Genomic DNA, 12,795 nt, shown 5'->3' with positions numbered 1-12,795 from the left:
CCGCGCCCCGCCCCGGTCGTTCTAATCTGACGACTGTCATATCCCTGCGGCCACCCAGGATGGAACCTCATGTCAGCGGCACCGCCTGACAACGACGTGCTGTGGGCCCGGGGGATCGTCAAGTCCCATCACGGCACCCCCGCCCTGCGCGGCATCTCGCTCGGCGTCCGTGAGGGCGAGGTGCTCGCCGTCACCGGCCCGCGCGGCTCCGGCAAGAGCACCCTGCTGGACTGCCTCTCCGCCCAACTCCCGGTCGACGAGGGCGAGGTCTGGTTCAACAGCGCGCCCGTGCACACCCTCACCCGGGCCGGCCGCGAACGGCTGCGCCGCGACCGCTTCGGCTTCGTCGGCTCCGAACCCCACCTCGTCCCCGAACTGACCGCCCGGGAGAACGTCGCCCTGCCGCTGCTGCTCGCCGGGGCCGGCAACAAGGCCGCATACACCGCCGCCGACGAGTGGCTGGAGCGCCTGGACGTCGGCGACTTCGCCGGACAGCGCCCCGAACGACTGGTCCAGAGCCAGCGCCAACGGGTCGCCGTCGCCCGCGCCCTGGCCCCGCTGCCGCCCGTCGTCTTCGCCGACGACCCCACCGCCCCGCTGCACCGCGAGGCCGCCGACCAGGTCCTGCGGATACTGACCAGCGCGGCCCGCTCCCACCAGCTCACCCTCGTCCTCGCCACCCACGACCCCGAGCTCGTCCGGTTCGCGGACCGCGCCGTCGCCCTCGTCGACGGACGGCTCACCGCCCCCGCCGCCCCCGTCCCGCGCGGCACCGTCGCGTCCGGGGCCTCCGGAGCGTCCGCCGTCACGGCCACCCGCCGCTGACGACGCCGAGCCCCTGAAAGAGTCGACGTGTTCTATCTCCGTCTGGCCCGGGGCTACCGGGTGCCCGACTTCGGCCGCTGGCTGCTCACCGCGCTGGCCGCCGCCGTGGTGGCCGCCTTCCTGCTGCGCTCCCTCGGCCGGGCGATGAGCGACCCGCACGGTGGCGCCGACCCACTGGTCCGGCTGCTCTGGTGCCTGCCGCCGCTCGCCGCCGTCGCCTGGTTCGCGGCCGTCGCCGCCCGTTCGGTGCCCGCCCGGCGGCCCGAACGGATCGCCGGCCTCACCGCCGCCGGGGCCGGCTCCCGCCGGATCCGGACGCTGATCGCCGGCGAGGTCGCCCTCGCCTGCACCCTCGGCAGCGTCCTCACCCTGCTGGTCTTCCTCGTGCTGCGCAACGACATCGCCGGGCCCACCCTCGGCCCCGACCTCGGCATGGGCGTACCGCTGCCGGCCGCCGCACCGGTCACCCTGCTCGCCCTCGTCCCGCTCACCGCCGGCCTCGCCGCCGCCTGCGCGGTTCCCGCCACCGAACACCTGCCCCGCGGCCGCACCCGCCACCGCACCGGCTTCGGCGTCTGGCGGATCGCGCTGCCGATCGGACTGGGCGTGATCGGCGCCGCACTCGAACTCATCGCGCTGCGGCCCGGCGCCGCCGCCGACGGCCGCCCGATCCACCTCCCCGCCGGGCTCGGCACCACCAGCACCGCCGCCCTCGGCGGCTGGGCGGCCGGCGCGCTGGGCCTCGCCCTGCTCACCGGCCCGCTGCTGGCCTGGGCCGGACGCCTGCTCGCCCTCGGCCGACCCACCCCGCTACGGCTGCTGGCCGGACGCGGACTCACCGCCCAGGCCCCGCGCCTCGGCGCGCCACTGGCCGTCCTCACCCTCGCCGTCGCGCTGGTGCTCACCACCATCCGCTACTGGATTGGCACCCCCGGCAGCGCCGACGCGCTGCCGGCCGTCGAGGCCTGTCTGGTGATCGGGTGCGCGACCGCCGCGGTGATCGCCCGGCTGGCCGAGATCCGTACCGACCGCCGGGACGTCAGCGACGCGCTGCTGCGCCTCGGTGCCTCGCCCCGGCTGCTGTTCGGCGCCGTCGCGCTGCGCGGCCTCGCGGTCGGCACCACGCTGCTGCTGACCGGCGGGGCGACCGCCGCGCTGGCGGCCGCCGGGCTGCGCTGACCCGCCGGCACCGAACGGACCGCGGCTGCCGACGGCTTTCCGCCGACCTTCCGCCGATCCGCTACCGCCTCTGCTAGCCCGCCGCGGCGAGCTGGCCGCAGGCGCCGTCGATCTCCTGGCCGCGGGTGTCGCGGACGGTCGTCGGCACCCCGTGCGACTGGAGCCGCCGGACGAACTCGCGCTCGTCCTCGGGCCGGGAGGCGGTCCACTTGGAACCCGGCGTCGGGTTCAGCGGGATCAGGTTGACGTGCACCCGGTGGTTCTTGATCAGCCGGCCCAGCAGGTCGGCCCGCCAGGCCTGGTCGTTGATGTCCTTGATCAGCGCGTACTCGATGGAGATCCGGCGACCGGACTTCTCCGCGTAGTTCCAGGCCGCGTCCAGCACCTCGTCGACCTTCCACCGGGTGTTCACCGGCACCAGCTCGTCGCGGAGCTCGTCGTCCGGGGCGTGCAGCGACAGCGCGAGGCGGCAGCTGAGGCCCTCGTCGGCGAAGCGGTGCATCGCCGGGACGAGGCCGACGGTGGAGACGGTGATGCCGCGCTGGGACAGGCCGAAGCCGTCCGGCGCCGGATCGGTCAGTCGGCGGATCGCGGCCAGCACCCGGTTGTAGTTGGCCAGCGGCTCGCCCATGCCCATGAAGACCACGTTGGACAGCCGGGCCTCGCCGCCCGGGATCTCCCCGGCCTTCAGCGCACGCATCCCGGCGGCGATCTGCTCGACGATCTCGGCAGTGGAGAGGTTGCGGGTCAGCCCTGCCTGGCCCGTGGCGCAGAACGGGCAGTTCATGCCGCAGCCGGCCTGCGAGCTGATGCACATGGTCACCCGGTCCGGGTAGCGCATGAGCACGGACTCCACCAGGGTGCCGTCGAAGAGCTTCCAGAGCGTCTTGCGGGTGGTGTCCTCGTCGCAGGAGACGTGCCGCACCACCGACATCAGCTCCGGCAGCAGGCTCCCGGTGAGCTTCTCCCGGCTGGCGGCGGGGATGTCCGTCCAGCCCGCCGGGTCGTTCGACATCCGGCCGAAGTAGTGGTTCGAGAGCTGCTTGGCGCGGAACGGCTGCTCGCCCAGCTCGGCGACGGCCTCCTTGCGCTCGGCGGGGCTCAGGTCGGCGAGGTGTCGCGGGGGCTTGGCGCCGCGCGGCGCGACAAAGGTGAGTTCTCCGGGCTTAGGCATGGTTGTTCCAGTGTCGCAGACGCGCGAGGGCCCCGGACGCCAGGCGTCCGGGGCCCTCCGCCGTGCCCGCGGATCAGGTCCCGACGAAGGCCGCCAGCAGCAGCCAGACCACCGGGGCGGTCGGCAGGAGCGAGTCCAGCCGGTCCATGATCCCGCCGTGGCCGGGCAGCAGCGTGCCCATGTCCTTGATCCCGAGGTCGCGCTTGATCATCGACTCTCCCAGGTCGCCCAGAGTCGCGGTGACCGCCGCGCAGCCGCCCAGGATCAGCCCCTGCCACCAGGTGCCGTCGTCGATGATCAGCTGCATCAGCAGGGCGCCCGCGAGCATCGACAGCGCGATGCCGCCGGCCAGGCCCTCACGGGTCTTGCCCGGACTGATCGTCGGCGCCAGCTTGGTGCGGCCGAACTTGTAGCCCACCGCGTAGGCGCCGGTGTCGCTGCAGATCGTGACGATCAGGAAGAGCACGATCCGCTGCGCACCGTCGTCGGACGCCAGCATCATCGCCACGAAAGTGGCCAGGAACGGCACGTAGAAGGCGGTGAACACGCCCGCCGTCATGTCCCGCAGGTAGTCCTCCGGCGGCTCGAACATCCGCCAGACCATCACCGCCAGCCCGGTCAGCGCCAACGAGGCCGCAGCCCACTGGATCCCGGACCAGTAGCCGGTCGCGACCATGGCGATGCCGCCCACGACCAACGGGACCAGCGGCGCCTTGATCTGCTTGCGCTCGGCGAGCCGACTGGTCAGCTCCCAGACGCCGACGGCGACCGCGGCCATCACGACGACCAGGAACAGCGCCTTCACCACGAACAGCGAGGCGATGATCACCACGCCGAGGCCGGCCCCCACGCCTATGGCGGCCTGGAGGTTACGGCCGCCGCGCTGCTTTGGCGGCTGCGGCTGCGGATCGGGCTGGGCGGCCACGGGTGTCTCCTGCCCTGGATGGGACGACGGCACGAAGCGGGGCTGTCCGGCCGCCGGGTGGCTGGGCGGCGGCCCGGGATGCACCGGTGCCCCCGGGTGCGGCGGGGCGCCGTGAGCGGGGGCGGGGGCGGCATCGGGCGATATCGCGCGGAGCACGACCGTCTCCGTCACGCCGGACGGCGCCGACTCGGGCTGCTCGTCCCGGAACAGCGGACCGCTCAGTCGGCCGGCCTCCCGGGCCGGCTCCGCCGCGGGGTCGCCCGGGCCGCCGGCCGCGGACCGACCGGGGGCCGCGGCGGCATGGCGCGCGGCCGACCGACCGGGTCCGGGCACACCGGGAGGCGGGCCGGGGTCGGCCGGTACGGGAGGCATGACCTGAGTCTCCTCCGCGTCGCCGCCCCAGTACACCGGAGGCTGCTGCGAGTGATCCGAACGGAGGCCGTGACGCCCCGGGCCGGTGCCCTGCGCGTCGGGCGCGCCCGGCGCGCCCGGCGCGCCCGGGGACACGCCGTGGCCGCCCTGGTGTCCCTGGTGTCCCGGGTGTCCCGGGTGTCCCGGGTGTCCCGGGTGTCCCGGGTGTCCCGGGAGCGGCGCCGACTGCGCCCCGTATCCCGGCGCCGGGTGGGCCGGGGTACGGGGTGCCTCGGGCTGCGGCGCCGGGCGGTACGGCTGGAACTGCTGGTCGGACGGGCCCCAGTAGCCAGGGGCGTCAGGGGCGTCGTTCATCAGACCTCGAGCAGCTCGGATTCCTTGTGCTTCAGCAGCTCGTCGACCTGGGCCACGTACTTGGCCGTGGTGTCGTCGAGCTCCTTCTCGCCGCGGCGGCCGTCGTCCTCGCCGACCTCGCCGTCCTTGACGAGCTTGTCGATGGCGTCCTTGGCCTTGCGGCGCACCGAACGGATCGAGACCTTGGCGTCCTCGCCCTTGGTCCGGGCGATCTTGATGAACTCCCGGCGGCGCTCCTCGGTCAGCTCGGGCAGCACCACGCGGATGATGGAGCCGTCGTTCGACGGGTTGACGCCCAGGTCGGAGTCGCGGATCGCCTGCTCGATGGCCTTCAGCGCGGTCTTGTCGAACGGCGAGACGACCGCCATCCGGGGCTCCGGCACCGAGAACGAGGCCAGCTGGTTGATCGGCGTCACGGTGCCGTAGTACTCCGCGACGATCTTGGCGAACATCGCCGGGTGCGCGCGGCCCGTGCGGATGGCCGCGAGGTCGTCCTTGGCGACGCCGACGGCCTTCTCCATCTTCTCCTCGGCTTCGAGGAGGGTCTCTTCGATCACTGTGGTCTCCCTGTCCGGTTCATCTGCTGTTGTTCCGACCGGTGTCGGCGCGGTGGCCGGTCGCGGCGCCCGCGCCGTTCCGTACGGCTGGTTGCTGCTCAGGCCCGGACAGAATCCTGGCTGATGAGTGTGCCGATCTTCTCACTCTTCACCGCACGCGCGATATTGCCCTCCGCCAGCAGTTCGAAGACCAGCATCGGAAGGTTGTTGTCCTTGCACAGCGTGATCGCGGTGAGGTCGGCGACCTTGAGGTCGCGGGCGATGACCTCGGAGTACTCCAGCGCGTCGAACTTGACCGCGTCCGGGTTGGTCCGCGGGTCGGAGTCGTAGACGCCGTCCACACCGTTCTTACCCATCAGCAGGACGTCCGCGTGGATCTCCAGCGCGCGCTGGACGGCCGTCGTGTCGGTGGAGAAGTACGGCATGCCCATACCGGCGCCGAAGATCACCACGCGGCCCTTCTCCAGGTGCCGGACGGCCCGCAGCGGCAGGTACGGCTCGGCGACCTGACCCATGGTGATCGCGGTCTGGACCCGGGTCTCGATGCCCTCCTTGACCAGGAAGTCCTGCAGCGCCAGGCAGTTCATGACGGTGCCGAGCATGCCCATGTAGTCGGAACGGGCCCGGTCCATGCCGCGGACCTGAAGCTCGGCCCCCCGGAAGAAGTTGCCGCCCCCGATGACCACCGCGACCTCGGTACCGGCGCGGACGACCGTGGCGATCTCCCGGGCGATCGCGTGCACGACGTCCGGGTCGACGCCGAGGCCGCCGCCACCGGCGAAGGCTTCACCGGACAGCTTGAGCAGCACCCGGCGGCGCGAGCCGGCTTCGGGGTCCTGCGCGGTCTCCTGCGTCTCCTGCATGGACTTCTCCTTTTTGCACCTACTGGTCACAGGCGCGGGTGTGCGGATGCCCCGCCTGCGCGTACACGCGAGGAGGCCACTGCCGCGGGAACCGGTTCGGTGTCCTGCACGGCAATGGCCTCCTCGTCGTTCATGGTGCCGACGCGAGCCCGCCCGTGGGCGGTTGGCGCTGGGTGAGCCCGTTCGGCGTCCTCCCGCCCCGGTCAGCGGGCGGGGGCGGTTCCCAGCCTAAAGGGACCGGGGACCAGGTGGAACGTGGCTCAGGCGCCGACGCGGAAGCGGGCGAAGCGCTTGAGGGCGACGCCGTTCTCCTCGAGGACCTTGGCGACGGTCTTCTTGTTGTCCTTCGCGAAGGCCTGCTCCAGGACGGAGTTCTCCTTCACGAAGCCCGTGACGCGACCCTCGACGATCTTCGGCAGGGCGGCCTCCGGCTTGCCCTCCTCGCGGGCGGTGGCCTCGGCGACGCGGCGCTCGTTGTCGAGCTCCTCGGCCGGGATCTCCTCGCGGGACAGGTACTTCGGCGCGAAGGCGGCGATGTGCTGCGCGACGTCCTTGGCGACCTCGGCGTTCTCCTTGTCCAGCTCGACCAGGACGCCGACGGCCGGCGGCAGGTCGGGGCTGGTCTTGTGGAGGTAGACGGCGACGAAGCCCTCACCGTCGAACCGGGCGAAGCGACGGAAGACGATCTTCTCGCCCAGGGTGGCGTTGGCCTCGTCCACGAACTGCTGGACGGTCTTGCCGGCCTCGATCTCGGAAGCCAGGGCGGCGTCCAGGTCGGCCGGGGCGGACTTGGCCACGTGGGCGGCGATCGCGTCGGCGACCTTGACGAAGTTGTCACCCTTGGCGACGAAGTCGGTCTCGCAGTTCAGCTCGACCAGCACGCCGGACTTCTTGTCCTCGGCGATCAGCGCGGCGACGGCGCCATTGGAGGCGTCACGGCCCTCGCGCTTGGCAACGCCCTTCTGGCCCTTGATGCGCAGGAGCTCGACGGCCTTCTCGACGTTGCCCTCGGCCTCGTCCAGGGCCTTCTTGCAGTCCATCATGCCGGCGCCGGTGAGCTCACGGAGCTTCTTGACGTCCGCGGCGGTGAAGTTCGCCATGGTGTGAATCTCTTCTCGCGTCTCGCGTGTCTGCGTGGGGTGCCGCCGGGACCGGTGGTTCGGCCCCGGCGCGGGAGAGAGGGGCACCCGCCGGCTTCGTGCCGGCGGCTGCCCCTCACCCTTGGTGCGTCAGGCCTGCTCGGCCGGGGCCTCGGTGGCCTCAGCCTCGGCGGCCGGAGCCTCGGCGGGGGCCTCAGCGGCCGGAGCCTCGGCGGCGGCGGGGGCCTCCTCGGCCTTCTTCTCGCCCTCGATGAGGTCCTTCTCCCAGTCGGCCAGCGGCTGGTCGGCGCCCGGCTCGGCCTTGGTGTCGCCCTTGGCGACACCGGCGCGGGACTTCAGGCCCTCGGCCACGGCGTCGGCGATCACGCGGGTCAGCAGGGTGACGGAGCGGATCGCGTCGTCGTTGCCCGGGATCTTGTAGTCGACCTCGTCGGGGTCACAGTTGGTGTCGAGGATGGCGACGACCGGGATGTTCAGCTTCCGGGCCTCGCCGACCGCGATGTGCTCCTTCTTGGTGTCCACGATCCACACGGCGCTGGGAACGCGCTGCATGTCACGGATACCGCCGAGGGTCTTCTCCAGCTTGTCGTGCTCGCGCTGGAGGACCAGGAGCTCCTTCTTGGTGAGGCCGGAGCCGGCCACGTCCGAGAAGTCCAGCTCGCCGAGCTCCTTCAGGCGCTGCAGGCGCTTGTAGACGGTCGAGAAGTTGGTCAGCATGCCGCCGAGCCAGCGCTGGTTCACGTAGGGCATGCCCACGCGGGTGGCCTGCTCGGCGATGGCCTCCTGGGCCTGCTTCTTCGTGCCGACGAAGAGGACGCTGCCGCCGTGGGCAACGGTCTCCTTGATGAACTCGAAGGCGCGGTCGATGTAGTTCAGCGACTGCAGGAGGTCGATGATGTAGATGCCGTTGCGCTCGGTGATGATGAAGCGCTTCATCTTCGGGTTCCAGCGGCGGGTCTGGTGACCGAAGTGGACGCCGCTCTCCAGCAGCTCCCGCATCGTGACGACGGCCATTGCCGTGCTCCTCAGGTGTTACGGCCCGGCAGCGGCACCGCGTCGCGGCGATCGCCCACAGCCGGGTCAGGCTCGGTTTGTCCGTGGCGGCCAGGTGACAGCCACGCCTGACGCCCCGAACGTGCCGAGCCGCTCCACCCGCTCGGCCTGGGGCCGGTCGGGCTCGGCGGACCGAGCGGCACTCGCACCTGGCGACGTTGCGGACGAACCGCGTCCGACCACCGGTGGCGGGGCGTGCGAAGTCGACCCAGCGGACCGGGTCGCGTGTGAAGTGTACGGGAAGCGCCGAGCGACGAGCGACTTCGCGAGCGGCCGGGAGCCTGCCGGGGGCTTGGGAAGAGCCCGGGAAACGGCTGGAAAGAGCCGCCCCGCCGCGGGTGGAGCGCGGGTGCGGGCTGCTCGGGTGCCTGCCCTCCGCCGGATGCGGGTATGCCGCCCATACACCGGATGGCGGCGTCCGTACACCCGTTGGGGGGACGACGGTCGGGCGTGGGGGCGGTTTGTCCACAGGAATCCGGATGTGGGTGGCACGGGAGGCGGCGCGAGCACGAGCCTTCCCGCATGACTGCTCGTGCGTGGTTCGTCGGGGTCCGGTGGGTGCTCTCCGCGGTGGTGGGGGTGACGCTCGTGCTGTCGGCCGCTCCGGGGGCTTCCGGGGCTTCGGGGCCTTCGGGGCCTTCCGAGAGGTCCGGGGCCTCCGAAGGTTCCACGGGATCCGGGGGATCCGGGGGATCCGGGGGATCGGGCGATAAGGGTGGCTCGGGTGGCGGGCTCGACCGGGGCGGCACGCGGGCCTGGCCGGTGGGCGGTCCCGGCGGAGTGCTGGGACGGTTCGAGCCGCCGGCGAAACCCTGGGCCGCCGGGCACCGGGGCGTGGACCTCGTCGCCTCCCCCGGAGCAGAGGTACGGGCGGCCGCCGCCGGAGTGGTCACCTTCTCCGGACTGGTCGCGGGCCGTCCCGTGGTGACTGTCAGCCATCCGGGCTCGGGCTCTCCCCCGCTCCGGACCACCTACCTGCCCGTCACCGGCACCGTTCCGGTCGGCAGCGCGGTGGCCGCCGGGCAGGTGATCGGGCAGCTCGCCGCGGACGGGCGGCACTGCGCCGCGCGCGACTGCCTGCACTGGGGGCTGCTGCGCGGGAGCCGCTACCTGGACCCGTTGGCGCTGTTCGGCGCGGGCGCGGCACGGCTGCTGCCCTTGGGGGGCGGAGGCGAGTAGGCCGGCTCAGGCCCGGCCGAGTCCGTGCAGCGCCAGGGCGACGGCGGCGTCGGCGATCTGCTCGGGCCCCTCGGCCGGGCACCCGGCGCGAGTCCCGGCGGCCACCTGCTCGGCCCGGCGGACGGCCGCCTCCACGACCCCCTGCAGCAGTGCCGCCGCCAGCCGGGGCTGCTCGTGGCCCAGGTCCTCCAGCGCCTGGACGACCAGACCGGCCAGCCTGCCGTGCGCAGCCCGGATCCGCTCGCGCGCGGCCTCGTCCAGCTCCAGCGCCGAGATCGCCACGACCGCGCGGTGGCGCGGATCGGAGGCCAGCGCCAGCTGCCCCCGGACGTACGCCTCGATCCGCTCGGCAGCGGTGTCGCAACTCTCCATCCCGGCTTCGACCTCGGCCGCCCAGAGCGGGAAGTCCACTTCGCAGAGCGCCTCCACCACGGCGGCGCGGGAACGGAAGTACTCGTAGACCGAGGAGCGCGCCAGCCCGGTGCGCGCCGCGAGCACGGGGAAGGTCAGGGCCTCCATGCCGCCCTCGGTGAGCAGGATGCGGGCAGCATCGAGGAGGGCTGCGCGCTGCAGCTGGCGATGCTCGGCCACCGTGGCCGCTCGGATCTTCGGCACGGTCCCACTGTACGGAGCCCTACCTGCGGCCGACACGGCGCCGCGCATGGAGGTGCAGGGGGCTGCCCGGGGCCGCCCGGGGGCGGGCCCGCTACCGGACGTCCGAGAGCTTGGCCCGCAACTGGAGGACCGACTTGGTGTGGATCTGGCTCACCCGGCTCTCCGTCACCCCCAGCACCTGGCCGATCTCGGCGAGGGTGAGCCCCTCGTAGTAGTAGAGCGTCACCACGGTCTTCTCCCGCTCAGGAAGGGTGTTGACCGCCTGGGCCAGCAGCCTGCGCAGCTCGCGGTCCTCGGCGACCTCGACCGGGTTGTCCGCGCCGTGGTCCTCCAGGGTCTCCATCAGACTCAGCCGGTCGCCGCCCTCTCCGACCGGGTGGAGCAGTTCGTCCAGCGCCACGACGTTGGCGAGCGACAGCTGGCTGAAGATGGCGTGCAGGTCCTCGATCGCGATGCCCATCTCGGCCGCGACCTCGGGATCGTGGGGGGTCCGGCGCAGCCGGGCCTCCAGCGTCGCGTACGTCCGCTCGACCGCCTTCGCCTTCTGCCGCACCGAGCGGGGGATCCAGTCCAGGGCGCGCAACTCGTCGATGATCGCACCGCGGATGCGGCTGATCGCGTAGGTCTCGAACTTGATGGCGCGGTCGATGTCGAACTTCTCGATCGCGTCGATCAGCCCGAAGACCCCGGAGGAGACGAAGTCCGCCTGTTCGACGTTGGAGGGCAGCCCGACCCCGACCCTCCCCGCCACGTACTTGACGAGCGGTGAGTAGTGCAGGATCAGTTGCTCGCGCAGGCGCTGGTCCCCGCTCCCCTTGTACGAGCGCCAGAGGTCTTCGAGCGCGCTGCGCCCCTGGACGGCGGCGTCCGGCGGCCGCGCGGTTCCGGGTGACCGCGCGGTTCCGGGTGACCGAGCCGCGCCGTCGACGGCGGTGCCCGGTCCGGCGCCGGTACCGGCGGGCGCGTCCACCGGTACGGGCGCGGGCGCGTCGGCGGGGGTGTCAGCGGCACGCGCCGCCTCAGCACCGCTCGTCTCCTCGGTGCTCCGGTCCGCGTCCGCGGACTGACCTGGCACCACCGTCGGCCGGCCGCCCTGGCGCGACAGGCCTCCCCTCGTCCCCGCCGACTTGGACGGGAACTCGGTCGCGGAGCGCCGCTCGGTCCGCGGCCCTCCCGAGGACCGAGCACCGCCGGTCACTCTGTGTCCGGGAATGTGTGTGGGCATGCGTGGGTCTGCGCCGTTCTGCCGAGTCATGTGCTGATAGGGAAGGCATGTGGAGCGTAGCGTGACCGACTCACTGCAAAGCGCTACCGCCACTCAGTCGTCCCCCGATCCGGTGGCGTTCACTCACCGGATCCGTGCACACGAGCGGAAGAAGCGGATCAGCAGGTCAGCTGGGCCGTCTCCGCGGCGCCACCCTCTGCGCACAGGTGTTCTCCGTGCGGACGCTCACCTCCTCCGTACCAAGCGCCAGTGCGCACCGTGCCGCTCGACGAAGCCGAGCGAGCCCAACTCGTAGAGCCGCTGCAGCACTTCGTCCGGCGGGAGCCCGGACCGGCGGGCCAGTCGCTCGACCGGTGCACCCTCCGCCGTCGCCGGCACGGCCTCCAGCACCCGGGCCACCGGAGGCTCCAGCAGGTCGCGCGGCAGCACCGGTCCGCTGCGCTGGGGGGCCAGGTCGTCCCCGATCGCCCCGATCAGTTCGCCGATCTCGGCCGCGTCGGTCACCAGCGTGGCACCGCCGCTGCGGATCAGGGCGTGCACCCCGGCCGAGAGCTCCGAGGTCACCGGGCCGGCCACGCCCATGGTGTGGCGGTTGAGGTCCCGTGCCCGTCGGGCCGTGCTCAGTGCGCCGCTGCGCACGGCCGCCTCGACCACAACGGTGCCCCGGGTGAGCGCCGCGATGACCCGGTTGCGGAGGACGAAGCGGAAGCGGTTCGGGTGCTCCCCGGGCGGGAGTTCGCTGACCAGCAGCCCTTGGACGCCGATCCGCCGGATCAGTTCGGCGTTGCCCTTCGGGTAGGCCACGTCGACGCCGCAGGCGAGCACCCCGATGGTCATCCCGCCGACGGCGAGCGCCCCTCGATGGGCGGCCGCGTCGATCCCGTAGGCGGCGCCCGAGACCACCACCCAGCCGCGCTCGGCCAGTTGGGCCGACAGCTCCCCGGCGACATGGGCGCCGTAGGCCGTGCAAGCGCGGGAGCCCACGACGGCGACCGAGCGCAGCGCAAGCAGCCGCAGCGAGCCGGTGCCGACCGCCCAGAGCCCGACCGGGCGTCCGTCGCCCAGATCGTCGAGCTGGCTGGGCCATTCCGTGTCCCCCGGAATGATGAATCGGCCACCGGTGTGCCGTACCCGTTTCAGGTCCGTCTCCGGGTCCAGGCCCGGGAGCCGTGCCTGGTAGCCGGCCAGGCGGGTGGCGTCCAGCCCGGGGTGGTCGGGCACCGTCCCGGTCCGGATCGCCTCGACCAGGTCGGCGGCGGGAAGCCGGTCGAGCCAGCGGCCCACCACCGCGTCCCCCGGCTCGCTGAGCCGGCTGAGCACGACACGGGCGAGGCGCTCGGGTTCGGGCGCTGCCACGCCGTCGCCCGCAACCCC

12 protein-coding genes are annotated in these 12,795 nt (G+C 72.8%); 3 read left to right on the top strand and 9 right to left on the bottom strand.

Annotated elements, in window-relative coordinates; genetic code table 11:
- Window positions 1-69: 69 nt before the first annotated feature.
- Window positions 70-825 (top strand): ABC transporter ATP-binding protein, encoded by a 756-nt coding sequence (locus IF30_RS0127880; protein WP_051711327.1) that lies wholly within the window; start codon window positions 70-72, stop codon window positions 823-825.
- Between the two features lie 27 nt (window positions 826-852).
- Window positions 853-2,004 carry a hypothetical protein gene (locus tag IF30_RS0127875; protein ID WP_051711325.1) on the top strand — a complete coding sequence of 384 codons (1,152 nt, stop codon included), beginning with the start codon at window positions 853-855 and terminating at the stop codon, window positions 2,002-2,004.
- A gap of 73 nt (window positions 2,005-2,077) precedes the next feature.
- Here IF30_RS0127875 and rlmN read toward each other — a convergent pair whose 3' ends face one another.
- The 6 genes from rlmN to rpsB form a co-directional block, all read right to left on the bottom strand.
- Complete coding sequence (gene rlmN / locus IF30_RS0127870; protein WP_030243532.1) at window positions 2,078-3,178, bottom strand: 23S rRNA (adenine(2503)-C(2))-methyltransferase RlmN; 1,101 nt, start codon at window positions 3,176-3,178, stop codon at window positions 2,078-2,080.
- A 73-nt stretch (window positions 3,179-3,251) separates the two neighbouring features.
- Complete coding sequence (locus IF30_RS0127865) at window positions 3,252-4,475, bottom strand: phosphatidate cytidylyltransferase (RefSeq protein ID WP_199807936.1); 1,224 nt, start codon at window positions 4,473-4,475, stop codon at window positions 3,252-3,254.
- 353 nt (window positions 4,476-4,828) lie between these two features.
- Window positions 4,829-5,386 carry a ribosome recycling factor gene (gene frr, locus IF30_RS0127860; protein ID WP_030243528.1) on the bottom strand — a complete coding sequence of 186 codons (558 nt, stop codon included), beginning with the start codon at window positions 5,384-5,386 and terminating at the stop codon, window positions 4,829-4,831.
- Window positions 5,387-5,484: 98 nt separating this feature from the next.
- Window positions 5,485-6,249, bottom strand: a complete 765-nt coding sequence (gene pyrH / locus IF30_RS0127855; RefSeq protein WP_030243527.1) for a UMP kinase — start codon at window positions 6,247-6,249, stop codon at window positions 5,485-5,487.
- 260 nt (window positions 6,250-6,509) lie between these two features.
- Complete coding sequence (tsf, locus tag IF30_RS0127850) at window positions 6,510-7,349, bottom strand: translation elongation factor Ts (RefSeq protein ID WP_030243525.1); 840 nt, start codon at window positions 7,347-7,349, stop codon at window positions 6,510-6,512.
- Between the two features lie 129 nt (window positions 7,350-7,478).
- On the bottom strand, window positions 7,479-8,363 hold the full coding sequence (rpsB, locus tag IF30_RS0127845) for a 30S ribosomal protein S2 (RefSeq protein ID WP_030243524.1): 885 nt from the start codon (window positions 8,361-8,363) through the stop codon (window positions 7,479-7,481).
- An 873-nt stretch (window positions 8,364-9,236) separates the two neighbouring features.
- On the opposite strand from rpsB, the gene IF30_RS49690 reads away from it, so the two are divergent.
- Complete coding sequence (locus IF30_RS49690) at window positions 9,237-9,581, top strand: M23 family metallopeptidase (protein WP_234322868.1); 345 nt, start codon at window positions 9,237-9,239, stop codon at window positions 9,579-9,581.
- A 6-nt stretch (window positions 9,582-9,587) separates the two neighbouring features.
- Here IF30_RS49690 and IF30_RS0127835 read toward each other — a convergent pair whose 3' ends face one another.
- The 3 genes from IF30_RS0127835 to dprA all read right to left on the bottom strand — a co-directional run bounded on the left by IF30_RS0127835 (window position 9,588) and on the right by dprA (window position 12,777).
- Window positions 9,588-10,172 (bottom strand): TetR/AcrR family transcriptional regulator, encoded by a 585-nt coding sequence (locus IF30_RS0127835; RefSeq protein ID WP_030243521.1) that lies wholly within the window; start codon window positions 10,170-10,172, stop codon window positions 9,588-9,590.
- Window positions 10,173-10,287: 115 nt separating this feature from the next.
- Window positions 10,288-11,166, bottom strand: a complete 879-nt coding sequence (whiG, locus tag IF30_RS0127830; protein ID WP_051711335.1) for an RNA polymerase sigma factor WhiG — start codon at window positions 11,164-11,166, stop codon at window positions 10,288-10,290.
- 480 nt (window positions 11,167-11,646) lie between these two features.
- Entirely contained in the window at window positions 11,647-12,777 is a 1,131-nt protein-coding gene (gene dprA / locus IF30_RS0127825) for a DNA-processing protein DprA (RefSeq protein WP_037901433.1), read from the bottom strand.
- Between the last annotated feature and the right edge of the window lie 18 nt (window positions 12,778-12,795).

This window comes from Streptomyces sp. NRRL S-350 (assembly GCF_000719705.1).
Classification (GTDB): domain Bacteria; phylum Actinomycetota; class Actinomycetes; order Streptomycetales; family Streptomycetaceae; genus Kitasatospora.
The sequence above is the reverse complement of the archived record's forward strand: the minus strand, read 5'-3'. Positions and strand labels throughout refer to the sequence as shown.

Coding starts and splice junctions, on each gene's coding strand:
- IF30_RS0127880 (WP_051711327.1), top strand. CDS start 70: ATGTCAGCGGCACCGCCTGACAACGACGTGCTGTGGGCCCGGGGGATC.
- rlmN (WP_030243532.1), bottom strand. CDS start 3,178: ATGCCTAAGCCCGGAGAACTCACCTTTGTCGCGCCGCGCGGCGCCAAG.
- IF30_RS0127865 (WP_199807936.1), bottom strand. CDS start 4,475: ATGCCTCCCGTACCGGCCGACCCCGGCCCGCCTCCCGGTGTGCCCGGA.
- pyrH (WP_030243527.1), bottom strand. CDS start 6,249: ATGCAGGAGACGCAGGAGACCGCGCAGGACCCCGAAGCCGGCTCGCGC.
- tsf (WP_030243525.1), bottom strand. CDS start 7,349: ATGGCGAACTTCACCGCCGCGGACGTCAAGAAGCTCCGTGAGCTCACC.
- rpsB (WP_030243524.1), bottom strand. CDS start 8,363: ATGGCCGTCGTCACGATGCGGGAGCTGCTGGAGAGCGGCGTCCACTTC.